Source organism: Cupriavidus sp. 05N38 (assembly GCF_056397345.1).
Window position 1 is genome coordinate 1 of sequence record NZ_JBFTNF010000068.1, and the last position, 22,944, is coordinate 22,944.

General features: G+C 69.9%; 23 protein-coding genes, 1 other RNA gene, 1 pseudogene and 1 riboswitch. Of the genes and pseudogenes, 12 read left to right on the forward strand and 13 right to left on the reverse strand.

The window, feature by feature from the left end; genetic code table 11:
- Both AC1DK4_RS33715 and AC1DK4_RS33720 read right to left on the reverse strand, forming a co-directional pair.
- Window positions 1–988: pseudogene (locus tag AC1DK4_RS33715) on the reverse strand (translocation/assembly module TamB domain-containing protein); the annotation flags it as partial.
- A 37-nt stretch (window positions 989–1,025) separates the two neighbouring features.
- Window positions 1,026–2,888: an autotransporter assembly complex protein TamA gene (locus AC1DK4_RS33720; RefSeq protein WP_441650044.1), complete on the reverse strand. Its 1,863-nt coding sequence runs from the start codon at window positions 2,886–2,888 to the stop codon at window positions 1,026–1,028.
- Window positions 2,889–3,086: 198 nt separating this feature from the next.
- Between AC1DK4_RS33720 and AC1DK4_RS33725 the strand changes: the two genes are divergently transcribed.
- The 3 genes from AC1DK4_RS33725 (at window position 3,087) to panC (ending at window position 5,155) form a co-directional block, all read left to right on the forward strand.
- A complete protein-coding gene (locus AC1DK4_RS33725) occupies window positions 3,087–3,272 on the forward strand; it encodes a DUF3460 family protein (protein WP_441623169.1) in 186 nt (61 codons plus the stop codon).
- Between the two features lie 28 nt (window positions 3,273–3,300).
- Entirely contained in the window at window positions 3,301–4,182 is an 882-nt protein-coding gene (locus AC1DK4_RS33730; RefSeq protein ID WP_441623171.1) for a segregation and condensation protein A, read from the forward strand.
- A 124-nt stretch (window positions 4,183–4,306) separates the two neighbouring features.
- Window positions 4,307–5,155: a pantoate--beta-alanine ligase gene (panC, locus tag AC1DK4_RS33735; RefSeq protein WP_441623227.1), complete on the forward strand. Its 849-nt coding sequence runs from the start codon at window positions 4,307–4,309 to the stop codon at window positions 5,153–5,155.
- 84 nt (window positions 5,156–5,239) lie between these two features.
- Here panC and AC1DK4_RS33740 read toward each other — a convergent pair whose 3' ends face one another.
- Window positions 5,240–6,463 carry a PepSY-associated TM helix domain-containing protein gene (locus tag AC1DK4_RS33740; RefSeq protein WP_441623173.1) on the reverse strand — a complete coding sequence of 408 codons (1,224 nt, stop codon included), beginning with the start codon at window positions 6,461–6,463 and terminating at the stop codon, window positions 5,240–5,242.
- Between the two features lie 218 nt (window positions 6,464–6,681).
- On the opposite strand from AC1DK4_RS33740, the gene AC1DK4_RS33745 reads away from it, so the two are divergent.
- Window positions 6,682–7,233: a GNAT family N-acetyltransferase gene (locus tag AC1DK4_RS33745; RefSeq protein WP_441623175.1), complete on the forward strand. Its 552-nt coding sequence runs from the start codon at window positions 6,682–6,684 to the stop codon at window positions 7,231–7,233.
- Here AC1DK4_RS33745 and AC1DK4_RS33750 read toward each other — a convergent pair.
- Both AC1DK4_RS33750 and AC1DK4_RS33755 read right to left on the reverse strand, forming a co-directional pair.
- On the reverse strand, window positions 7,230–7,889 hold the full coding sequence (locus AC1DK4_RS33750) for a nucleotide-binding protein (protein WP_441623177.1): 660 nt from the start codon (window positions 7,887–7,889) through the stop codon (window positions 7,230–7,232). The genes AC1DK4_RS33745 and AC1DK4_RS33750 overlap by 4 nt on opposite strands.
- A 161-nt stretch (window positions 7,890–8,050) precedes the next feature.
- Entirely contained in the window at window positions 8,051–9,505 is a 1,455-nt protein-coding gene (locus AC1DK4_RS33755; RefSeq protein WP_441623229.1) for a cobyric acid synthase, read from the reverse strand.
- A gap of 146 nt (window positions 9,506–9,651) precedes the next feature.
- Here AC1DK4_RS33755 and cobU point away from each other — a divergent pair, with 146 nt between their 5' ends.
- The 4 genes from cobU to AC1DK4_RS33775 are packed head-to-tail and all read left to right on the forward strand — an operon-like array spanning window position 9,652 to window position 13,341.
- Window positions 9,652–10,365: a bifunctional adenosylcobinamide kinase/adenosylcobinamide-phosphate guanylyltransferase gene (cobU, locus tag AC1DK4_RS33760; protein ID WP_441623179.1), complete on the forward strand. Its 714-nt coding sequence runs from the start codon at window positions 9,652–9,654 to the stop codon at window positions 10,363–10,365.
- Window positions 10,365–11,381 (forward strand): adenosylcobinamide-phosphate synthase CbiB, encoded by a 1,017-nt coding sequence (gene cbiB / locus AC1DK4_RS33765; RefSeq protein ID WP_441623181.1) that lies wholly within the window; start codon window positions 10,365–10,367, stop codon window positions 11,379–11,381. Before cobU ends, cbiB begins: the two co-directional genes overlap by 1 nt.
- Entirely contained in the window at window positions 11,378–12,421 is a 1,044-nt protein-coding gene (gene cobD / locus AC1DK4_RS33770) for a threonine-phosphate decarboxylase CobD (protein WP_477132047.1), read from the forward strand. The genes cbiB and cobD overlap by 4 nt, the downstream gene beginning before the upstream one ends.
- Window positions 12,418–13,341, forward strand: coding sequence for a cobalamin-binding protein (locus AC1DK4_RS33775; RefSeq protein WP_441623185.1), 924 nt, complete (start codon window positions 12,418–12,420; stop codon window positions 13,339–13,341). The genes cobD and AC1DK4_RS33775 overlap by 4 nt, the downstream gene beginning before the upstream one ends.
- Before the next feature lie 15 nt (window positions 13,342–13,356).
- Here the strand turns inward: AC1DK4_RS33775 and cobC are convergent, their stop codons facing one another.
- Genes cobC through AC1DK4_RS33810 form a run of 7 tightly spaced genes read right to left on the reverse strand, consistent with a single transcriptional unit; the run spans window position 13,357 to window position 20,296 of the window.
- Window positions 13,357–13,938, reverse strand: coding sequence for an alpha-ribazole phosphatase family protein (gene cobC / locus AC1DK4_RS33780; RefSeq protein ID WP_441623187.1), 582 nt, complete (start codon window positions 13,936–13,938; stop codon window positions 13,357–13,359).
- Window positions 13,923–14,687, reverse strand: coding sequence for an adenosylcobinamide-GDP ribazoletransferase (locus AC1DK4_RS33785; RefSeq protein ID WP_441623189.1), 765 nt, complete (start codon window positions 14,685–14,687; stop codon window positions 13,923–13,925). Before AC1DK4_RS33785 ends, cobC begins: the two co-directional genes overlap by 16 nt.
- 31 nt (window positions 14,688–14,718) lie before the next feature.
- Window positions 14,719–15,759, reverse strand: a complete 1,041-nt coding sequence (gene cobT, locus AC1DK4_RS33790; RefSeq protein ID WP_441623191.1) for a nicotinate-nucleotide--dimethylbenzimidazole phosphoribosyltransferase — start codon at window positions 15,757–15,759, stop codon at window positions 14,719–14,721.
- Between the two features lie 51 nt (window positions 15,760–15,810).
- The gene (gene cobO / locus AC1DK4_RS33795) at window positions 15,811–16,488 is read right to left on the reverse strand and encodes a cob(I)yrinic acid a,c-diamide adenosyltransferase (RefSeq protein WP_477132048.1); all 678 of its coding nucleotides are present in this window, start codon (window positions 16,486–16,488) and stop codon (window positions 15,811–15,813) included.
- Window positions 16,485–17,336 (reverse strand): ABC transporter ATP-binding protein, encoded by an 852-nt coding sequence (locus AC1DK4_RS33800; RefSeq protein ID WP_477132049.1) that lies wholly within the window; start codon window positions 17,334–17,336, stop codon window positions 16,485–16,487. The genes cobO and AC1DK4_RS33800 overlap by 4 nt, the downstream gene beginning before the upstream one ends.
- A 5-nt stretch (window positions 17,337–17,341) precedes the next feature.
- Complete coding sequence (locus AC1DK4_RS33805) at window positions 17,342–18,340, reverse strand: FecCD family ABC transporter permease (protein WP_441623197.1); 999 nt, start codon at window positions 18,338–18,340, stop codon at window positions 17,342–17,344.
- Window positions 18,341–18,355: 15 nt separating this feature from the next.
- Complete coding sequence (locus tag AC1DK4_RS33810) at window positions 18,356–20,296, reverse strand: TonB-dependent receptor plug domain-containing protein (RefSeq protein ID WP_441623199.1); 1,941 nt, start codon at window positions 20,294–20,296, stop codon at window positions 18,356–18,358.
- Window positions 20,297–20,378: 82 nt separating this feature from the next.
- Window positions 20,379–20,624: riboswitch (cobalamin riboswitch) on the reverse strand.
- 219 nt (window positions 20,625–20,843) lie between these two features.
- Between AC1DK4_RS33810 and AC1DK4_RS33815 the strand changes: the two genes are divergently transcribed.
- The 3 genes from AC1DK4_RS33815 to ssrS all read left to right on the forward strand — a co-directional run bounded on the left by AC1DK4_RS33815 (window position 20,844) and on the right by ssrS (window position 22,044).
- Window positions 20,844–21,188: a hypothetical protein gene (locus AC1DK4_RS33815; RefSeq protein WP_441623231.1), complete on the forward strand. Its 345-nt coding sequence runs from the start codon at window positions 20,844–20,846 to the stop codon at window positions 21,186–21,188.
- Entirely contained in the window at window positions 21,185–21,526 is a 342-nt protein-coding gene (locus AC1DK4_RS33820) for a cell division protein ZapA (RefSeq protein WP_441623201.1), read from the forward strand. The genes AC1DK4_RS33815 and AC1DK4_RS33820 overlap by 4 nt, the downstream gene beginning before the upstream one ends.
- A gap of 311 nt (window positions 21,527–21,837) precedes the next feature.
- Window positions 21,838–22,044, forward strand: a non-coding RNA gene (gene ssrS, locus AC1DK4_RS33825) — 6S RNA.
- A gap of 17 nt (window positions 22,045–22,061) precedes the next feature.
- Here the strand turns inward: ssrS and AC1DK4_RS33830 are convergent.
- On the reverse strand, window positions 22,062–22,259 hold the full coding sequence (locus AC1DK4_RS33830; protein WP_441623203.1) for a hypothetical protein: 198 nt from the start codon (window positions 22,257–22,259) through the stop codon (window positions 22,062–22,064).
- Window positions 22,260–22,300: 41 nt separating this feature from the next.
- Between AC1DK4_RS33830 and AC1DK4_RS33835 the strand changes: the two genes are divergently transcribed.
- Window positions 22,301–22,795 carry an EVE domain-containing protein gene (locus AC1DK4_RS33835; RefSeq protein WP_441623205.1) on the forward strand — a complete coding sequence of 165 codons (495 nt, stop codon included), beginning with the start codon at window positions 22,301–22,303 and terminating at the stop codon, window positions 22,793–22,795.
- The last annotated feature ends 149 nt before the right edge of the window (window positions 22,796–22,944 follow it).

Here is a 22,944-nt window from a genome sequence, read left to right on the forward strand (position 1 = left end):
CGGCCACACCCGCCGGCGCCGATGCGGCCGCCGCCGGGTCCGGCGACGCCGCGGCACCGTCCACCGGACGCAGATCGGCATGCACGGACAGGTTGGCACGCAACGCCGAAGGGCTGAACAACTGCGGGTTGATGTGCTCGCCGTTGACGAGCAAGTGGGTAAACGGCACCTTGCCGAACGGCGTCAGGTCCGCCTCGGCGCGGCCGCGCAGGCGGTCGCCGCTGGCGTCCACTTCCGCGCGCAAGGCGGCGAGCGAGCCATGCACATTGGCGCTGATATCGAACGACTCCTTCTGCCAGCTGCCTTCGAGCAAAGCCGCGCCGCTCAGCGCGAACGGCGCCTGCGCGGCGATCTGCGCGCTGGCGGCGAGCTTGCCGTAGGGCGTGACCAGCCGGTCGATGCTGAGGCGGTGGCGCTGCCCGTCGGAATGGAGCGCGCCAGCCAGGTCGGAAAACACCATCTCGCCCGGCGTGGCCGGCGGGCCCTGCAACAGCGCCAGACGCGCCAGCGTGAGCACATCCACATCCACCGCGAGCGGCAGTTCGAGCGACTTCGGCAGCGTGGCGGGCGCGCTGTCCGGCTCGGACGGCGGCAGGCGCAGCGTCACCGCGCCGATGCGCAGCCAGTTCACGTGCAGCCGCGCCGGCGACCAGCCGAGCGACCAGTCGCCCTCGACGCGGTCCACCGTCACGCGTGTCTCGCCGCTGGCGAAGACCACATCGCGCAGGCGCAGCCCGTGCGCCACCGTGCCGCCCTCCAGCTTGCCGGACAGGGTGCCCGCCGACAGCCGCGTGGCCAGCGACCACAGCTGGCGCGTGCCGGGCTCGGTGCGCAACGCCAGCACCGCCGCCAGCACCACGGCCGCCAGCGCCAGCAACAGCAGCGCCGCCAGCCAGGCCAGCCAGCGCCCCAGGCGCCGGCGGCCCGGGCGCGGCGGCGGCGGCGCATTGTCGCGGGCGGGCACCGGAGGCATGTCGGGAATGCTCATGCGGCGGGTCCTTTGCGGCCGGGTTCGCGCATCGCCATCAGAATGCGACCCCCAGCGAGATATGCGGGCGGAACTGCTTCTCCTGGATGCCGTAGGCTACGTCGAGCTGCACCGGGCCGACCGGGCTGCGCCAGCGCGCGCCGATGCCCACGCCGTTGTAGAGCTTGACGCCGCTGAGGTTGTCGGTCGCGGTGCCGGTGTCCCAGAACACCGCCATGCCCCAGTCGTGCAGGAACCAGTACTGGTATTCCAGGCTGGCCGTGCCGAGGTACCTGGCCGGCAGCACGCTGGCACCGTTGCGGGTGCCGATGGACTGGTAGCTGTAGCCGCGGATCGAGTCCGTGCCGCCGGCGCGAAAGCGCAGCGAGGCCGGGATCTTGGTCACGTCGCCATGGGTGATGTCGGCGCCCAGCTCCAGCCGCGCCACCACCAGGTCGCGCTTGCCCACCGCGATGTACTGGCGGATGCGGCCGTAGACGCGGAAGAAGGTCTCGTCGCTGAGCACGTGCTTGGCGGCCACGCCCAGCTGCGTGTTGATGACGTTGCCGCGCCGGGGAAAGACCGGGTTGTCCACGTCGCGCCGCGCCCAGGCAAAGGCCGGCACCAGCGCATGGCTGAGCTGCTGCGGCTGGCCGAACGGCTGCAGGTTGTCGTAGTAGTAGTCCAGCGAGAGCGTGGTGTCGTACTTCTCGCGCGAGCGCGAGCGCTTGAGGCCGGTGCGCAGGCTGGTCAGGTCGGTGCTTTCCACGTCGATGGTGCGCTCGTAGCTGCCGTAGACGCTGTTGCGGTAGGTCCGGCTGTCGGGCGGCATGGCGACCTCGGCGAAGGCGTACTGGCGCTTTTGCTCGAGGCGCCCCTGGGTGTCGAGGACCCAGGCGCGGTTGAACAGGTTGTAGTACGAATAGCGGCCTTCGACCTGGGCGCCGGTATCGGTGGTGTAGCCCGCGCCGGTCGACAGCCGGTGGGCCGGATACTCGCGCACCCGCACATACACCGGCGCGACGACGCGCTCGGCGTTCTGGTCGACCTTGTTCTCCTGGCCCTGCACGGCATCGCCCTGCTCGCCGAGGTCGATCTGCACATTGGAGAAGTACGGCTGGTTCTGGATCGCGCGCTGGAACTCCAGCAGCCGCTCGACACGATAGGGCTCGCCCTCGCTCAAGGGATTGACGTTGCGGATGATCTGCTCGGGGTAGCGGCGCAGGCCGCTGATGCGCAGCGGCCCCAGGCTGTAGGCCGGGCCGCTGGCATAGCGCGCGCTCAGGTCGGCAGCCTGCTCGTCGGGGTCGACGCGCGCCTGCGAGCTGGCCAGCCGCGCGCCGTAGTACGTGTGGCTCTGCAGCTCCACGAGCGCGTCTTCCTTGGCCTTGGCCCAGTCCGCCTGGCGAAACGGCTCGCCCACYGGCAGGCCCCACTTGGCACGCAGCTCGGCCACCTGCGCGGGCGACTGGGTGGCGGCAGGGCCGCTCACGCCGACCTCCACCGCGCGGATCAGCGTGCGCGCGCCGGGATCCACGGTGAGATGGACGGTGCGCTCGTCGCCGCTGCCCTCCACCCGCGTGGTGGTGGCCGGGTCGAAATAGCCTTCGGTGGAGGTGAACTGGCGAACCTGCTCGGCCACGGTCTCGACCATGTAGTCGAACTGGTCCGGCGAGATATCGTCGCGCGTGCGGTAGCGCGAGAGATCGAGGTGCTCCTCGAGCATTTCCTTGATGGGCTTGGGCGCGTCCACCTCGACCTTGTAGCTGGCCGTGGCCGGAAGCGCGCACAGGGCCAGTGTCGCCAGCGCCGTCGCGGGCAGCAGCCGCGGCCATCCTGGCCGGCGGCACGGGGCGGACGGCTTCCCCGGCGTCTGGCCGGAGGGCGCGGCGGGCAGCGTGCGCTCGTTGCCTGGATCCATCCTCATCGATCGGTGCACAACATGCGAAGTCGACATTTGACCACACCCGCGCGCCCGGCCTGCCGCGGCAGGCGAAAAAGTCCCGCGTGCACGCCCGAAATCCGGCATCGGCGGGCAAAACCGCGCGCAAACCCCTGCCCGGGGCTGCCGATACGGTAAAATCCCGGCTGTTCTCCAATCTCACCTACTTTCCCCGCCATGGCCTACGAATCGGATATCACCCAGTTCCTGAAGTCGCTCAAGGAAGAACGTCCTTCCCTGGAGGCCGAACAGCGCCAGGGCCGCGCCCTGCTGTGGGACAAGACCCCGATCAACCTCGAGGAAAGCGAGCGCGCCGGCGCCTCGCGCGTGGCGCAAAAGCCGTACGTCTACTCGCTGGACTAAGGCACCCGGTCCGCCGCCCCCGCCCCCGATGAACCAGAGCGAGCAGGACAAGCTGTCGCCGCCGGTCGAGCTGCCCGGCGTCGCGCCCGGCCAGGACTCCACGCCGGCGGCAATCGACGGCATGGCCTTCGCCCGGCTGTACGGCGAGCCGCTGTTCAAGCTGCCGCAGGATCTCTACATCCCGCCGGATGCGCTCGAAGTCTTCCTCGAGGCTTTCGAAGGGCCGCTGGACCTGCTGCTGTACCTGATCCGCAAGCAGAACTTCAACGTCCTCGATATCCCCATGGCGCAAGTGACGCGCCAGTATCTTTCGTATATCGAGCAGATCCGCAAGAGCAACCTGGAACTGGCCGCCGAGTACCTGCTGATGGCGGCCATGCTCATCGAGATCAAGTCGCGCATGCTGCTGCCGGTCAAGAAGAGCGACAGCGACGAGGAAGCCGAGGATCCCCGCGCCGAACTGGTGCGCCGCCTGCTGGAATACGAGCAGATGAAGCTGGCCGCCCTGCGCATCGACCAGGTGCCGCAGCTCGGCCGCGACTTCCTGCATACGCAGGTCTATATCGAGCAGAGCCTGGCGCCGCGCTTTCCCGACGTGGAAATGTCGGACCTGCAGGCCGCGTGGGCGGACGTGCTCAAGCGCGCCAAGCTCAACCAGCATCACAAGATCTCGCGCGAGGAATTGTCGGTGCGCGAGCACATGAGCCACATCCTGCGCCGCCTGCAGCATGCGCGCTTCATGGAGTTCACCCAGCTCTTCGATGAGGCCGTGCGCTCAGGCAAGGGCGTGCCGGTGGTGGTGGTGAACTTCATCGCCATGCTCGAGCTGGCGCGCGAAGCGCTGGTCGAGATCACCCAGGCCGAGCCCTTTGCGCCGATTTATGTGCGATTGGCGTACATTCCCAACTAGGCCGCGCCGATAAGCGCCGTCCGAACGGCGCCACATGCTCTACAATCCGCCGACAGCGGGCGCCAAGAAGCGCGCCGGACGGGCGCGCCGGGCACACTCCTACCACGACCAGCACACCAACTTCATGAAAGTCATTTCCTCCATTCACGAGTTGCGGGACCAGTTGCGCGGACAGAACCGGGCGGCCTTCGTGCCGACCATGGGCAATCTGCACGAAGGCCACCTGTCGCTGATGCGGCTGGCGCGCCAGCACGGTGACCCGGTGGTCGCCTCGATCTTCGTCAACCGGCTCCAGTTCGGGCCCAACGAAGACTTCGACAAGTACCCGCGCACGCTGCAGGATGACATCGAGAAGCTGCAGAAGGAAGGCGTCTACGTCCTGTTCGCGCCCACCGAGCGCGACATGTACCCCGAGCCGCAGGAATACCGCGTCGAACCGCCGCACGACCTCGGCGACATCCTCGAAGGCGAGTTCCGCCCCGGCTTCTTCAAGGGCGTGTGCACCGTCGTGATGAAGCTGTTCTCGTGCGCGCAGCCGCGCGTTGCCGTGTTCGGCAAGAAGGACTACCAGCAACTGATGATCGTGCGCCGCATGGTCAACCAGTTCGCCTTGCCGATCGACATCGTGCCGGCCGAGACCGTGCGCGCCGACGACGGCCTGGCACTGTCCTCGCGCAACCGCTACCTGCAGCCCGACGAGCGTGCCGAAGCACCCGTGCTCTACAAGACCCTGCACCAGGTGCGCGACACCGTGCTGGCGGCCAACAGCGCCAGCGCCGACCTGCTCGCCATCGAGGCCGGCGCGGTCTCCGCCCTGGCAGCGCGTGGCTGGAAGCCGGACTACGTGTCGATCCGCAAGCGCGTGGACCTGCAGGCGCCCAGCCGCGACGAACTGGTCGCCGGCGAGCCGCTGGTGATCCTGACCGCGGCCAAGCTGGGCGCGACCCGGCTGATCGACAACCTCGAAATCTGAACCCGGTCCTGCCGGCACGAAAAAGGGGCGTCCTTGGACGCCCCTTTGCTTTGGCACGCTGACGCGATCGCTGCCGCGCCGGTCTCAGGCGCCCAGCTTCACCTCTTCCTTCTGCGTCGCCTTCACCCCGACCCTGGCCCGCGCCATCGTCCGCACCATGTGGCGGCGGTGGCCGCGCCGCCGCTTCCACCAGATCAGGAAGCCGGTCACGCCGAACATCAGCGGCACCAGGCCGAATACGGAGATAAACACCCGACCGGGCAGCCCGAAGGCCTCCCCGGTGTGCAGCGGATACATCCAGTTGAGGAAGGTGTCGCCGGCGGGTGCGTTCATCGGATCGCGCACCGCCACGCGCTGGCCGGTATGCGTGTCGAGCCAGAGACGGGTGGCGCCGGTGTCGCGGCGGACCTCGCCCGGCTGGCGCAGCCGCACTTCGAAAGGATCGCCGGGCTTGCGCGGGAAGCTCAGGCGGGTGACTTCCGCGGCAGGATAGAGCGCCTGCGCCGCGCTGACCGCCTGCGCCGCGCCGAGCAGCGGCGTGCCGGCCGGCGCCGGCGCCGACACCTGCTTGACGGGCGGCGTCACCGTCATCACGCTGGCCACGATGGGCGTCACCCACTTGGGCAGGTTCAGGTACCAGCCCGAGAAAGCCATGGTGGCCAGCACGGGGGCTGCGAAAATGCCGCCGGCCCGGTGCAGCGAGTAGTTGAAGCGCGACCATGAGCCGCCGTGGCTGACGCGGAACGCGTGCAGCAGCGCACGCGGCCTGAGCTTGGGCCACCACAGCGACACGCCAGCGATGATCATCACCAGCAGCATCATGCCGGTCACGCCGAGGATGGTGCGGCCGGTCTCGCCCGACAGCAGGTAGTGATGCAACTGGAACAGGGTCGGCATCAGCAGCGGGCGCGACAGGCCTGGCTCGCCCCAGACGCGTTCGCCCTTTACCGCCAGCGTGACCGGATCGACCATGACCTGGCGCGAGCGGCCCTCGCCGCCCGGTCCCTTGACCGGGTACCAGGCGATGAAAACCTGGCGCGGCGAGGATGGCAGCATCAACATGCGCGGGCGGCCGTAGTGCGGATCGGCCTCGAGGCGGTCGGTCACCGCCTTGACCGTGGCCGGGGCCAGCGGCATCGGCGCGTCGGCCGTGGCCGTGAGCAGCTCGGGGTTGATCAGCGCATCCAGTTCGTCGCGCCAGGCAATGGTGGTGCCGGTCAGGCCCAGCATGATGAACAGCAGCCCCAGCGACAGGCCGATATACAGGTGGATCTTGACGATGACGACGCGCAGGCGGCCGGTGACCATGGGAACTTGGACCAGTGTGGGGGTTGGGTACGGCGCATCGCGTGCCGGCAGAAGCACGCCGCGCGCTGCCGACAAGATGAGAATGCGAAAGATTCGCGATTCTATCAGGACGGYCCGCAGGACGGGCGTCCGCAGCGCATCAACGCCGGCCTCCACCGCGCTTGCGGCAAAATGACGATCCACGGCCCACGGCGGCCGCCAGGACTGTTGCACCGACCATGACCAAGACGATCGAACTCACGCCTGCCGGCCCGCAAGACGCCGCGCTCGTCGCCAGCCTGCATACGCGCAGCTGGCAGTACACCTACCGCGGCCTGCTGCCCGACAGCTACCTGGCGAGCGAGGCACCGGCCCAGCGCCTGCGCGCCTGGCACGCGCGCCTGGTGGAAGGGGCGGAGGCACCGCTGGAAGTCACGCTGGCGCGCGTGGACGGCGAGCCGGCAGGCTTCTCCTGCCTGCTGCCGGCGTCGGAGCCGGAATTCGGCATCTATCTCGACAACCTCCATGTGATGCCGGAGTTTCATGGCGTTGGCCTGGGCAAACGCCTGTTCGCCGCTTGCGCGCGGCGTGTCGCCGCGGGCTGGCCGGGGCAGCCGCTGTTTCTGTATGTACTGGATGGCAATGCGCAGGCGCGCGAGTTCTACCGGCGGCTCGACGGCATCGAGAGTGAACCCTTCGACGATCTGTTTCCCGGCACGGACCTGACCGTGGCAGTGCGCCGCGTCACTTGGAAAGACGTGGGCGCGCTGCTTGCCCGGCTTGGCGCCTAGCCTGCCGGCGCGTTGCGTGCGGCCGACGCACGGGCCGGCTCGAGCCAGCCGATGATCGGCTGCCATTGCTCCCAGTCGCGCGCCACGCGCGACGGCGCCACATCCCACAAGGTCAGGCCATGCGCGGCCAGCTGCACATAGTTCTGCGTGTCGCGCAGGAAGCCCAGCACCGGCAGCTCCAGTCCCGCCACGAAGCGCTGCAGCTGCTCGGCGGCGCGCGTGCGCAGGTCCACCCGCATGCCGATCACGCCGACTTCCACCTCGCCATGACGCACGCGCTTGTCGTCGGCCAGGCGCGTCAGGAAATCCTGGGTGGCAAGGATATCGAACAGGGAAGGCTGCAGCGGCACCACCACGCGGTGGGCCAGCTTCATCACGTCGTTGAAGCGCCAGCCGTGCAGGCCGGCCGGGGTGTCKAGCACGACGTGGGTGATGCCCTTGGGCGGGCGCGCGATATGGTCGGCGCCGATCTCCCAGGTCTGGATCGCGGGCGCCGTGGGCGGACGCAGGCCCAGCCAGGCGCGCGAGGATTGCTGGCGGTCCGTGTCGCCCAGCATCACCGCGTGGCCGGCGCTGGCGAAGTAGCCAGCCAGGTTGGTGGCCAGCGTGGTCTTGCCTACGCCGCCTTTGGGATTGGCGATCACGACTACGGGCATGGGCGCTCTCCGTAAGCGATTTCCATGGCGGCCGCCATGGGACGCGCCGCACCGGTTCCGCCGTGGCCGTTCTCGCGGTGGCCAGCCTGGCCGCCACTGCGCCGGGCCCGCGGCGGCGCGGGCCCGCGTGCGAGTTTAGCAGTTGCCGCCCGCCCTGTGGCTCAGCCGGCGGGTACTTGCAGCGGTGCCAGCAATGCGTCCAGGTCGAGGTGCGCGGCCAGGGTGTCGGCCAAGCGTTCCAGCGACGCCTCGCGCAGCGCGGCCAGGTCCACGCCGCCGGCGCGCGCCAGCCCGGCCCAGCGCAGCAGCGCGCCACAGGCGGCCGGCTGGTCGAACAGGCCATGCACATAGGAAGCCAGCACCTGGCCGTCTTCGGACTGCGCTCCGTCCGGGCGCCCGCCGTCGAGCCACAGTGCCGGACGCGCCAGCGCGGGGCCGCGGGTCACGCCCATGTGGATCTCGTAGCCGCCGACCACGGCGTCCTGCGCCTCCAGCGCCAGGCGCCCCGCCACCACGCGCAGCTGCTTGTGTGGTGCCAGTTCGGTGTCGTAGTCCAGCAGGCCGAAGCCATCGCTGCCGCCGGCCGGGCCTTCGTGGCCGGCCGGATCCTCCACGCGCCGCCCCAGCATCTGCATGCCGCCGCAGATGCCGATCACCTTGCCGCCATAGCGCAGGTGCCGCCGCAGCGCGGGTTCCCAGCCGTTGGCGCGCAGGAAGGCCAGGTCGGCGCGCACGCTCTTGCTGCCGGGCAGCACGATCAGGTCCGCCGGCGGAATCGGCATGCCGGGGCCGACGAAACGCAGGTCCACCTGCGGGTGCGCGCGCAGCGCGTCGAAATCGGTGTGGTTGGAAATGCGCGGCAGCACCGGCACGATCACGCGCAACAGTTCGCCCTCCTTGGCCGCCTGCGCGCCGATGATGGCGTCCTCCGCATCCAGGTGCAGGCCGTGCAGGTAGGGCAGCACGCCCAGCACCGGCTTGCCAGTGCGCGCCTCCAGCCAGTCCAGGCCCGGCTCGAGCAGCGCGATGTCGCCGCGAAAGCGGTTGATGATGAAGCCCTTCACGCGCGCGCGCTCGGAGTCGGACAGGCAATCCAGCGTGCCCACCAGGTGGGCGAACACGCCGCCCCGGTCGATATCGGCCACCAGCACCACCGGACAGTCCACCGCCTCGGCAAAGCCCATGTTGGCGATGTCGCGGTCGCGCAGGTTGATCTCCGCCGGGCTGCCGGCGCCCTCCACCAGGACCACCTCGTAGGCCTCGGACAGGCGCCGGTGCGACGCCAGCACCGCCTGCATCGCCACCGGCTTGTAGGCATGGTAGGCGCGCGCGTTCAGGTCCATGCGCGCCTGGCCGTGGATGATGACCTGGGCGCCGGTGTCGCTGCTGGGCTTGAGCAGCACGGGGTTCATGTCGGTGTGCGGCGCCAGCCCGGCCGCTTGTGCCTGCAGGGCCTGGGCGCGGCCGATCTCGCCGCCGTCGGCGGTGACGGCGCTGTTGAGCGCCATGTTCTGCGGCTTGAAGGGCGCCACGCGCACGCCGCCGCGCGCCAGTACGCGGCACAGGCCCGCCACCAGCGTGCTCTTGCCCGCGTCGGAGGTGGTGCCCTGCACCATCAGGGTACCGCGCAAGCCACCCGGCAGCCCGCCGGCGCCAGCTTTGGAGAGAGGTTTTTGCATCGCGGGATTATCGCATCGGTGCATGGCGGGCTGGCGCCATCGCAGGGCGTGCGATCCCCGGATGCGCCCGCTACAATACCCGGATGACTTCGGCCCACGCATCCGCCACCGCTACCGAGCCTGCCAGCACCTCGGCCACCACGCCGCAGGGCGAACGCTCCCCCCGTGCCGCCGCAGCGCCGCATGCGGCCGCCGCGGCCGGACCCGCGCGCCAGCTCACGCTGGTGCTGGGCGGCGCGCGCTCCGGCAAGAGCCATTTCGCCGAGCAACTGGCCGCCGACCACGCGGCGGCCACCGGCGGCCCGGTCACCTATATCGCCACCGCGCGCCATGACGACGACAGCGCCGACGAGGAAATGCAGCTGCGCATCGCGCTGCATCGCGCCCGGCGCCCGAACGAATGGGGCCTGGTGGAGGCGCCGCTGCAACTGGCCGACGCCCTCTACGCCAACGCCACGCACGACGGCTGCATCCTGGTCGACTGCGTCACGCTGTGGCTCAACAACCTGATCTTCCTCGATGCGCGCAGCTATCCCGAGCACGGCCTGGTGACGCCGCCGGCCGCCTTCACGGAGGAAATCGACGCGCTGCTGACCGCGCTGCCCACCCTGCCCGGACACGTGATCCTGGTTTCCAACGAAATCGGCTTCGGCGTGGTGCCGATGGGCGCCATCACGCGCTTCTATGTCGACGAACTGGGCCGCCTCAACCAGAAGCTCGCGGCCGCGGCCGACCGCGTGCGGCTGGTGGTGGCCGGCATTCCCATCAGCGTGAAAGGCGCCGATCTGGCGTGCTGATGCTGTCCTTGCCTGCGTTTCCCCTTGCGCTTTCGTCCTGGTGGACATTTCCCGCAATCCCCTGGCCGGCCTGCGTGGCCGCGGCCGTGGCCGGCGTGCTGCTGGACCAGTGGCTGGGCGAGCCGCGCCGCTGGCATCCGCTGGTGGGCTTCGGCAACCTGGCCGCCGCGCTTGAGCGCCGCCTGAACCGCGGAGGCGCGCCGCTGCGCCGGCGCGCCAGCGGCTTGGCAGCCTGGACACTGATGGTGGTGGTGCCTGCCGCGCTGGCCGCCGTGCTGGTGCAGGCGGCAGCGCAACTGAGCGTGGCGCTGGCCTGGCTGCTGCACGCGCTGGCGTTGTACGCGGCGCTTGGCGCGCGCAGCCTGGCCCAGCATATCGCGCCGATCGCCGAGGCCCTAGCGCAAGACGATCTCCCGGCGGCGCGCGACCTGACCGCGCGCATCGTCTCGCGCGACACCGCCGGGGCAGACGCCGAAGCCTTGGCCCGCGCGGCCTGCGAATCCGCGCTCGAGAACGGCAACGACGCCGTCTTTGGCGCGCTGTTCTGGTTCCTGCTCGGCGGCGCGCCGGCCGTGATCGCCTTTCGCCTGGCCAATACGCTGGACGCCATGTGGGGCTACCGCACGCCCCGGCTGCTGTATTTCGGCTGGGCCGCCGCCCGCCTGGACGACCTGCTCAACCTGATTCCCGCACGGCTGACCGCGCTGTCGTACGCGCTGCTGGGCCACACCAGGCAGGCCCTGCGGTGCTGGCGCGCGCAGGCGCCGGCCTGGTCGAGCCCCAACGCGGGTCCGGTCATGGCCGCCGGCGCCGGCGCCGTCGGCGTTGCGCTGGGCGGTCCCGCGCGCTACCACGGCGAATGGGAGGACCGTCCGCCGCTGGGCGCTGGCACGCGCCCCGGATGCGCCCAGGTACGCGCCTGCCTGCGGCTGGTCCAGCGCACGCTGTGGCTGTGGCTGGCCGCCGCCTGCGCCAGCGCCGCCGTCCCCTGCCTCCTGCATTACGCCATCGCATGACCACCCAGATCCGCCACGGCGGCGACCTGCTCGCCGCCGTGCGCCGCTACGGCCGGCCCGCGGCCGGATGGCTCGACCTTTCCACCGGCATCAATCCCGACGGCTATCCGGTGCCCGCCCTGCCCGCCGAGGCGTGGCAGCGCCTGCCGCAGGACGACGACGGCCTGGCCGCGCTCGCCGCGCAGGCCTATGGCGCCCCGCGCGCGCTGCCGGTGGCAGGCTCGCAGGCTGCCATCCGCGCCCTGCCGCTGCTGCTCAGGCCCGGGCGCGTAGGCGTGGCCGCGCAGGGCTACAGCGAATACGCGCCCGCCTTCGCGCGCGCCGGGCACGACGTGGTGCCCCTGGCCGAGGCGGATTTCGCCCAAGCCGGCCTCGCCGCGCGGCTCGATCACCTGGTGGTCGTCAACCCGAACAACCCGACCGCGCGCACGCTTGCCCCGGCCACCTTGCTGGCCTGGCATGCCGGGCTGGCCGCGCGCGGCGGTACGCTGCTGCTCGACGAAGCCTTCATGGATTGCACACCGGCGCTGTCGCTGGCGGCACTGTCCGGCCGGCCGGGCCTGGTGGTGCTGCGTTCGCTCGGCAAGTTCTACGGACTGGCCGGCGTGCGCTGCGGCTTCGTGCTGGCGCGAGCGGACCTGCTGGCCGCGCTGGACGCGCATCTGGGCCACTGGACCGTGGCCGGCCCTGCCCGCGCGGTGGCACGCCTGGCGCTGGCCGACACCGCCTGGCAGGACGCAACGCGCGCCCGCCTGCAGCAAGCGGGCGACCGGCTCGCAGCGATGCTGCGCGCGCATGGGCTGGTGCCGGCGAGCCATCCCTTGTTCAGCTGGGTGCCGCACGCCGACGCGGCAATCCTGCACGACGCGCTGGCGCGGCAAGGCGTGTGGACGCGGCTGTTCGAGGCGCAGGACGGTGTCCTGCCGAGCCTGCGCCTGGGCCTGCCGCCGGCATCGGCGCAAGCCTGGCAGCGGCTCGATGYCGCGCTGGCAAGCGCATGCGCCACCCACTTTTCCGACCGCACCCTGGATTCCCGATGAATGAAACCCCGCTGGCCGCCCGCATCCTGCTGACACTCATCACGCTGCTGGGCGGTGCGCACTGCGCCGACGCCGGCGCCGCCGTCTCGGTGGTCGACGATGCCGGGCAGACCGTCACGCTGGACCAGCCCGCGCGGCGCGTGATCTCGCTGGCGCCGCACGTCACCGAGCTGCTGTTCGCGGCCGGCGGCGGCGCGCGTATCGTCGGCACCGTGAGCTACAGCGACTACCCGCCGCAGGCACGCGAGATCCCGCGCGTGGGCGACAACAAGGCGCTCGACCTGGAGCGCATCGCCGCGCTCAAGCCGGACCTGATCGTGGTGTGGCGCCACGGCAATGCGCAGAAACAGACCGACCGCCTGCGCGCGCTCGGCCTGCCGCTGTTCTTCAGCGAGCCACGCAAGCTCGAAGGCATTCCCAGCAATATCGAGCGCATGGGCGTGCTGATGGGCACGGAGGCCACCGCCAGCGGCGCCGCCGCGAGCTTCCGCCAGCAGGTCGACAAGCTGCGCCAGGCCTATGCCGCGCGGCCGCCGGTGACGGTGTTCTACCAGGTCTGGCAACAGCCGCTGATGACCCTCAGCGGCCAGCACCTGATCAGCGACGTGCTGGCGCTGTGCGGCGGGCGCAACCTGTTCGCCAGCGAGTCCCTGCTGGTGCCCACGGTATCGGTGGAAGCGGTGGTGGCGGGCAATCCCGAAGTGATGATGACGGCGGCCATCGGGGCCACGCGCTCGGACCGCCCCCTGCCCGATTTCTCCATGTGGGAGCGCTGGAAGCAGGTCACGGCGGTGGCGCGCGGCAACCTGTACGCCATCGATGGCGACCTGGTCAACCGTGCCGGGCCGCGCCTGGCGCGCGGCGCGGAAATCATCTGCAAGGACCTGGACAACGCGCGAGCCAAGCGGCCGGCGCAGTAGCGCCCTGGCGGCACCTCACACGCGGTTCCACCACCGCAGGCGCGGCGCGCCCTTGCCCAGTGTGAAGCGGCAGCTGGCGCCGAACGCGAGATCCCAGCCCAGCGTGGTGGCCAGCGGCACGCCGAGCCAGTGCGCGGCCAGCATGCGCATCGGGCCGGCATGCGTGACCACCCAGATGCAATCGCGCGACTCGGCGGGCAGCGCATCGGCCCACGCCACCACGCGCGCCATGGCCGTGGCGGCGCTTTCGCCACCGTGCGGCCTTGCGTTGAGCAGGTCGGCCGCCCACGCGTCCAGCTCCGCGCGCGGCACCGCGTCCCAGGCAAGGCCTTCCCAGCTGCCGAAATCCAGCTCGCGCAGGCGCGCGTCCGGCTCGGGCACGAGCGCGGCTGCCAGGCCTTCGGCAAGCAGGGATGCGGTGGCGCGCGCGCGCGCCAGCGTGCTGCAGAGAATGCCCTGCGGCCGCAGCCCTTCCAGCGCCGCCAGCATGCGCGCAGGCGCCGGCGAGACAGGCTCGGCCAGCGCCAGGTCGAGCGCGCCGTAGCAGATGCCTGGCGCCACCTGCGGCTGCGCATGGCGGATCAGGACCAGGTCCATGCCGCCGCCACCAGGTAGATCAGGATCTCGGCCAGCTGCTGCGCCATGCCGAGGCAGTCGCCGGTATAGCCACCGATGCGCCGCACGAAATAGCGGCCCAGCAGCACGCGCAGTACCAGCAGCGCGGCCAGCGCCGACCCTGCAAAGGCGGGCGACACCAGCACCAGCGGCACCGCGCCGCACGACAAGGCAAAGACCAGCCCGATGCCGCCCAGGCGTTGCGCCACCGGCTTGGCCTTGCCCTCGGGCCGCACGTAATCGAGCGTGGCGAGATAACTCACCGCCATCGCGCGGCTGGCCGCATGCGCGGCCACCAGCACCAGCAGCAGTTCCGCCATGCCGCCGCGCGCGGCGATCGCTACCAGCAACTGCCACTTCAGCAGCAGCGCCACCACCAGGGCGATGGCGCCGAACGCACCGATGCGCGAGTCATGCATGATGCGCAGCACATCCTCGGGCCGGTAGCCGCCGCCGAAGGCGTCCACGCAATCGGCCAGGCCGTCTTCGTGGAAGGCGCCCGTGGCCAGCAGGGTCACCGCCATGCCGAGCAGCAGCGCCACGCCGGGCGGCCACCATTGCAGCGCGCCCCAGCTCGCCAGCGCGCCGAGCCCGCCCACCAGCAGGCCCACCAGCGGGAAGTAGCGCGCCGCCGCGTTCAGGTAGTGCGGCGCAAACCCGACCCAGCGTGGCACCGGCACCCGCGTGAAGTAGCCGACCGCGGTCAGGAAGTAGCGAAGTTCATCGAGCATGGGCCGGTACGAGAGAGAGGTCCGCCGCAGTCTACGCCGATGCCGTGCTGACGCCCGCGCCGCCGAAGGTGGCCATCTCGCGCAGGAAGGCAGTGGCGGACACCAGCAGCGGATAGGCCAGCGCGGCGCCGGTGCCCTCGCCCAGGCGCAGGTCCAGCGCCAGCAGCGGCTCGGCGCCGAAATGCGCGAGCAGGCTGCGGTGGCCGTGCTCGTGCGAGCAATGCGAGAACACGCAGTAGTCCAGCACCTCGGGCGCCAGGCCCTGCGCCACCAGCAGCGCGGCCGAGGCGATGAAGCCATCGACCAGGATCACCATGCGGCTGGCCGCCGCGGCCAGGAAGGCGCCGGTCATCATGGCGACCTCGAAGCCGCCGAACGCGGCCAGCGCATCGAGCGGCTCGACCGCATCGGCATGCAAGGCCAGCGCCTGCGCCAGCACCGCGCGCTTGTGCGCCAGGCCGGCGTCGTCCAGCCCGGTGCCGCGGCCGATGCATTCGTCGATCGGCGTGCCGGTGAGCCGGCTCGCCAGGCAGGCGGCGGAAGAGGTATTGGCGATGCCCATCTCGCCGAAGGCGATCACATTGGTGCCTTCCTGCGCGTGGCGCAGCACGCGCGCCATGCCGGCCGTGAGCGCGGCCTGTACCTGCCCGGCGCTCATCGCGCGCTCCTGCGCGAAGTTGCGCGTGCCCGCCGCGATGCGGCAGTTGACCAGCCCGGGCGCGGCCGGCAGCGGCGCGCGCACGCCGGCGTCCACCACCTCCAGCGACAGGCCGTGCTGGCGCGAGAACACATTGATGGCAGCCCCGCCACCGAGGAAGTTGAGCACCATCTGCGCTGTCACCTCGGCCGGATAGGCGCTCACGCCGGTGTCGGCGATGCCATGGTCGCCGGCGAAGACGATGACCGCAGGGCGCTTGAGTTCGGGCGCGGTGCTGCCGGTGATCAGGCCGATCTGCAGGGCCAGCGCCTCGAGCCTGCCAAGCGCGCCCAGCGGCTTGGTCTTGGCGTCGATGGCGGCCTGCAGGGCGGGGCGCAGGGAGGCATCCAGGGGAGCAATGACGGGAAACTGCATGATGTTCGAGACCACGGTTACGGTTGGGTTGATCGATAGCGCGAGCGGCGCCTACATTTCGATGCCGCGCTGTGCCTTGATGCCCTGCTTGAACGCGTGCTTGACCGGGGTCATCTCGGTCACGGTGTCGRCCGCGTCGATCAGCGCCTGCGGCGCGCCGCGGCCGGTGATCACCACATGCTGCATCGGCGGGCGGGCGCGCAGGTCGGCGATCACGGTGTCCACGTCCAGGTAGTGCAGCTTGAGCGCGATATTGAGCTCGTCCAGCAGCACCAGCTCGACGGCCGGGTCGCGCAGCAGCCCGCGCGCCACCTCCCACGCGGCTTCGGCCTTGGCCACGTCGCGTGCGCGGTCCTGGGTCTCCCAGGTGTAGCCCTCGCCCATCACGTGGAAGGCGCAGTGTTCCGGAAAGCGGCGCAGGAACATTTCCTCGCCGCTGGGGATCGCGCCCTTGATGAACTGCACCACGGCGGCCTGCATGCCGTGGCCGAGCGCGCGCACCACCATGCCGAAGCCGGAGCTGGACTTGCCCTTGCCGTTGCCGGTGGTGATGACGATCACGCCGCGCTCGTCCCGGGCGGCGGCGATCTTGGCGTCCACCACGTCCTTCTTGCGCGCCATGCGCGTCTTGTGGCGTTCGTCGCGGCCGGCGTCGCCGGTTGCGGGATTGGCGTCGGATGCGGCGCCGGATGCGGCGCCGGATGCGGCGCCGGATTGGGGTTCGTTCATGATGAGGTTCCGTCTTGTCCGGTAGGTCCGCCATGCAGCGGATGAAAGGCGCCGTGCGCGATCAGCGCGGTATGCCGGCCGTCGCTGACGCTGACGATGGGGGTGCGCAGCGCATGCGAGCAGTTCGCCGGCGTGAGGACGTCGGCCKCGGGGCCATGCAGGCACAGGCCGTCCTCGGCCAGCAGTAGCGCGTGGGTGGCATAGCGCCGCGCCAGGTTGAGGTCGTGCAGGATCACCACCACGGCGTGGCGGCCGGCCCGCGCCAGGCCGGCCAGCGTGTCCAGCACCATGATCTGGTGGCGCAGGTCCAGGTGCGCGGCCGGCTCGTCGAGCAGCAGCARCGGCGCCTGYTGCGCCAGCGTGGCGGCCAGCGAGACGCGCTGGCGTTCGCCGCCGGACAGGGTCAGCACGTCGCGCGCGGCCAGCGCATCGAGATCCAGCTCGCGCATCACCGCGGCGACCACGGCGTCGTCCTCGCGGCGTGCCCAGCCCCAGCCCGAGAGATGCGGGTGGCGGCCCACCGCGACCGCATCGCGCACGGTCATCGAGAAGGTATCGCTCACCGCCTGCGGCAGGTAGGCGCGCTGCAGCGCGAGCGCCGCCGGCGCGATCTCCGGCGGCGCGCGGCCGTCGAGCAGCACGGCACCGCCGTCGGGCTTGCGCAGCCCGGCCAGCACCGACATCAGCGTGGACTTGCCGACCCCGTTCGGGCCAACCACGCACCACAGCTCGCCGGCATGCACGGACAGGCTCAGGCCATCGAGCAGCGCGCGCGCGCCCGCCCGCAGCTGCAAGGCCTGCAGCGCCAGCGTGGGACAGTTCGAGGCAGGTTCGTTCCAGGTCGGCATGAGCGTCAGCGCGGCCTGCGCAGCAGCAAGAAGAGGAAGGTGGGCACGCCCAGCAGCGCCGTGATCACGCCCACCGGCAGCTGCGCCGGCGCGATCACCGTGCGCGCCACCAGGTCGGCCGCCATCAGCAGCGCGCCGCCCAGCAGGGCCGACGCGGGCAGCAGCAGGCGCTGGTCGTTGCCCCACGCCAGCCGCACCAGGTGCGGCACCACCAGGCCGACGAAGCCGATCGAGCCGGCCGCGGTGATGGCCACCGCGATCGCCACCGAGGACAGCACGAATACCGCCATGCGCACCGCGCCCACGCGCACGCCGAGCGCCTGCGCCACGGTCTCGCCCATCAGCATGGCGTTGAGCGAGCGGGCCAGCGGCATGACCAGCAGCACCGCCAGCACCAGCGCGCCCAGCACGAGGCCATAGCTGGCGGTGCCGCCGAGATCGCCGGTGAGCCAGAACAGCATGCCGCGCAGGCGCGCCTCGGGCGCCACGCTCAGGATCAGCGTGATCAGCGCGCCCCAGCCAGCGGCCAGGATCACGCCGGTCAGCAACAGGCGCGAGCCCGCCTCGTGATGGCCGCCCTGTACCTGCGGATGCAACAGGTCGCGCCGCGCCAGCGTGGCCACCAGCACCATCGAGAACAGCGCGCCGCCGGCGGCGCCGGCCTGCACCGTCCACAGCGGCCACGTCATCAGCATGGCGCCCAGCGCGCCGGTGGCCGCGCCGCCGGACACGCCCAGCACATAGGGTTCGGCCAGCGGATTGCGCAGCAGCACCTGCATCAGGGCGCCGGTGAGAGCCAGCAGGCCGCCACAGGCGAAAGCCGCCGCCGCGCGCGGCAGGCGCAGCTCGCGCACGATGGCGCTGGCGGTATCGGTGCTGCCGCCGGCCAGCGCACCCCACACCTGGGCGCCGCTGAGCGACACGCTGCCCACTGCCAGCGACAGCAGGAACACCGCCACGCCGGCGGCGGCGAGCATCAGCCAGACGGCAAGCGCGCGCCGCATCTCAGGCCGCCGCCATCAGCGCTGGCGCCATCCCAGCGTGATAAAGCCGGCGCGCCCCTGCGTGTTGTACGGGTAGGCGAGCTGGTAGTTCTTGTCGAACAGGTTTTCCACACGGGCGGCGACGAACCATTGCTTGTCGATGTTGTAGCGGGCATTGAGGTTGACGATACCGTATCCGCCCAGGGTGCGCGAGCCGCTGTCCATGCGCGCCGACGAAATGATCCACTCCCCGCCGAAGCGGAAGTCACCGAACTGGCGGCCCACGTCGAACGCGGCATGGCGGCGCGCGCGGCGCAGCAGCTGCGTATTGCTTTGCTCGTCCACCGGGTTCTGGAACGTCACGCTGGCGCCGACATCGGTGCCCATCAGCCTGGCGCGCCACGAGGCTTCGATGCCCTGCACCTTGGCCTTGTTGATATTCTGCGCCAGGAACAGGCCGTTGGGCTGCAGCGCCGAAGTGATCAGGTTGTCGTAGCGGGTCTGGAACGCGGTCACGCGCAGCAGGCCGGCGCTGTCGGTACTGTACTGCGCGCCCAGCTCGACCGACTTGGCACGCTCGGGGTTGATGCCGGGCTGGCCAAAGTTGGGAAAATAGAGCTCGTTGAAGGTGGGCGCGCGGAATGCGTTGCTGGCATTGGCAATCAGCTTGAACGCATCGGTCAGGTTATAGCCGTAGCCCGCGAAGTAGCTGGCCTGGCTGCCGAAGTCCGAGTAGTGATCGTTGCGCACATTGAGCTGCAGCTGGTGCTTGCCCAGGCGGCCATCGTAGCCGCCAAACACCGAGGCGATATTGCGCACGGGCGCGGTGTAGGCGCTGGAATCCAGTTCCTGCTGCGCGTACTCGGCGCCGAACAGCAGCGTATGCGTGGGCGCCAGTGCGTACTCGTTCTGCCAGGTGTACTGGCGGTTGCGCGTATTGAAGCGGCTGTCGAACAGGCCGTTCTTGGTGGTGTTGCTGCGGTCCTCGCTCTGCGCCACCTTGAAATGCGTACTCCAGTCCCGGCCCAGCTTGCCGTTAACGAAACCCGATACCGTGTACAGCTCGCTGTTCATCCACCAGACGTCGGTGGGCTTTCCCGTGGTGCTGTCGTAGGACAGCTTGCTCTTTGAATAGTAGGCCGTCACTCCCGCATCCCAGTCGCTGGTGAAGCGGTGCTTGACCTGGCCCGATACGCTCTTGTTGTCGTACGGGTTGTCGTTGGGATTGGCCTTGGGCTGCTGCTGGGTGTTGACCGACGAGAAGCCGTCGGTCTTGATGGCCGAGCCGGTGATATTGAACGAGGTATCGCCGATCTGGCCGCCGTAGCCCGCCGTGCCCTGCCGCGTATTGTTGCTGCCATACTCGATCTGCGCATTGGCCGCCGGGGGCTGCCCGGCGCCGCTCTTGGTAAAGATCTGCACCACGCCGCCAATGGCGTCCGAGCCGTAGAGCGCCGACACATTGCCCCGCACCACTTCGATATGGTCGATCTGGTCGGGCAGAATATTGGCCAGCTGGGCCGTGCCGCTGCTGACCGAGGAAACGCGCACGCCGTCGATCAGGATCAGCGTCTGGTTGGAGTTGGCGCCGCGCATGAACAGGCTGGTGTTGGCGCCAAGGCCGCCGTTGGTGGCGAACTCCACGCCGGCCTGCGAGCGCAGCAGCGTGCGCAGGTCCAGCGCCTGCGAATTGACGATGTCCTGCTGCGTCACCACGGTGGTGTGCGGCAGCGCCTCGGTCAGCGACTGGGCCGTGCGGGTGGCGGTGACCACTACCGGCGTCAGCTGCGCGGCGGCAGGCTGCGCCGCGGGTTCCGGCACGGGCTCCGGGGCGGACTGGGCATGGACAAGGCCGGGCGCGCCGGCGGCGAGCAAGGCAAGCAGCGCGACGGGCAAAGGCCGTAGGACAAGTGCGTGGGTGGACTGGCGGGACGCCGGCAATGCCGGGCGGCTCGACCTGGAAGACGATGAGCGCATGATGCGAAGAGGGAGAGAGCAGCCTGGTCCGTTCCCCCGCGGACCGTCTGGCGATGAAGCGCGCCACTGCTCCTGCGGAAAGTGGCGCACTCTCGTTCAGGCCGGTATCCGGGCTGGCGACACTGGTCCGACCGCCTTCCCGGACCTTGCGGTTCAGTGGCAGATGGGCCGGCCCTGCGATTCTTGCGATCGCGGTCGCTTACCGTTGCGGGGGCAGCACAGGTTGGCACGCCTGCGCCCTGGCGGCGCAGGCTGGCTCCCTGTTTCCCGTTGAACTGCAACCCTGTAGTGAACAGAACTGCGAGCACCTGGAACGTGCGCGAGTGTAGGCAGTTTCAAGGCGAGCGTCAATGACGCCCGCCGGCATCCCCCAAGCCAGGCGCAAACGCGCGGAAGCGGGCAGAAAATGGCCGCCACGGCGCCCGTTGGGCGACGTTGCGTGCAACTTCGGCGCGCTGGCCCGGTCACACCGGGCTGCTTTCGCCATCCGCCCGATAGCGCTTGGGCTAGAATCCCAAAACCCGAGACCCTAGATATGACAGGCTCCATGCTCAACGAACTCGAACAACTCGCCGCCAAGATCGGACGCGTGCTGCACCACGCCGACACCCTTGCCGCCGAGAACCAGCGCCTGCGCGAGGAGATCGAACGCCTGCAGGCCGAAGCCAGCCAGCTGCGCGGCGATCGCGAGGCCATGGCAGCCGACCGCGAGCTGCTCAATATCAAGATCGAGGAAGCGCAGCTGCGCATCCAGTCGATCCTCGACAAACTCCCCACCGCCAGCGACGCCCGCCAGCTCGACCTGCTGGGCGACGGCGACTCGGCCGGCCACGCGGCCAGCGCCCATACCGCTGACAGCGCCCACACCAAGGCACCCGGAGAAAACGCATGAGCAACAAGCAAGTCGAAGTCAACATCGCCGGCCAGTCCTACCGCTTCGCCATCGCGCCCGACAACGAGGCCGCGCTGCTCGAGGCCGTCGCCCTGGTAGACGACCAGATGACCCGCCTCAAGGGCGGCGTTTCCGCCAAGGGCGTGGAACGTGTCGCCGTGATGGCCGCGATCAGCATCGCCTCGGACCTGCTATCGCTCAAGCGCAAGCAGCAGGAAGACGGCACCATCCCGGTGGACGCCGTGCGCGCGCGTATCCGCGAGCTCAACGAACGCGCCGACGAGGCCCTGCGCCAGTACGCCCACGTGGGCACCAACGCGCCGGTCTCGCGTGGCTGAACGCGGGTTCGGGTGCGCGCCCGCATGGCGCGGTGCCCCGCACGGCACAGGTATTGCGGCAGGAACGCCACGATGTGCCCGAGGTGCCGCGCGCGCCGGCAAAATGTAACGACGCGCCAAGACGGGCTTGGTATGAAAAGCCCAGAGGTGTATAGTGGAGCCAAGTCGCGCAAAGCCACATAGTCGCGACACCTTAGGTCGGGTTATCGCGCCTGACCGCCGTTTTCATCCCATCCAAGTTAGAAACGGCAAACGTCTGACAGCCTGCGGAAGTATCTGGTCCGGCAGCAAAAAAAGTCAGACGTTTGACAGTTTCCCTGCCTGGTTCGTCAGGATCATATTCCTTGAACCGATAAGCATTTGTTGGTGCGGGACAATGCCGTGTGGGCGAGCGCGTCGCTTGGTTCATAGTCTTCGGACTCCCTGATTCAGTGATGTACCCAAAATACGGCTTCCGCAGCCACTCTGAACCTCACTTGGGTTCAGGATGCCGATCCAGCGGCCGAGGCGGGGACCCCTACAAAGGGCGGTGGTTTCAGACCACCGCCCTTTTCTTTTTGCGTTTCCTTTTTGCGCTCTCCTTGCGCGCGGGCTCGCGATGCCGCCACGCGGCGGCATGCATTTGCGCAGGGAGCTCCGGCGCGCGCGAGAACTGCCGGCGTGCCTGGTTTTCCGCATGATTTTCCGCATCGTTTCCCGCATGGTTTTCTTTTGGCCGGGCTTGCTGCACCATAGCGCTGTCGCCAACGCCACTCCGCCGTGAGCCACAAGCCAATGAGCCGATCCTCGCAAGCCACTGCCGCCGACCGGGCCCGCCAGTACTGGCTGATGAAATCGGAACCGGACGAGGCCAGCATCGATACCCTTGCCGAACGCGGCGCCTTGCCCTGGACCGGTGTGCGCAACTACCAGGCGCGCAATTTCATGCGCGACGCCATGCGCATCGGCGACGGCGTGCTGTTCTATCACTCCTCCTGCCCGCAGCCCGGCATCGCCGGCCTGGCCGAGGTCAGCTCGCAGCCCTACCCCGACCCCACCCAGTTCGACCCCAAGAGCGATTACTACGATGCCGCCGCCAAAGCCGACGCGCCGCGCTGGATGCTGGTGGATGTGCGCTACGTCTCCAAGAGCGCGCTGATCTCGCTGGCCGACCTGCGCGCGCACGAGGAACTCGCGGACATGGCCGTGCTACGCCGCGGCAACCGCCTGTCCATCACGCCGGTGACGCCTGCCGAATGGCGCTTCATCACCACGCGGCTGATGGGTTGAGCCGCGCACAGCTACACGCACCCCCAGCCCCCGGCATCACCCGGGCCACTCAGGTCACTCAGGTCACACCCGCCACACCGGCCGCGCCCCGGCGCTTCGACGCCAGCAACACCAAAAACATCAATAACACCAACAAGGTCGAATCCGCT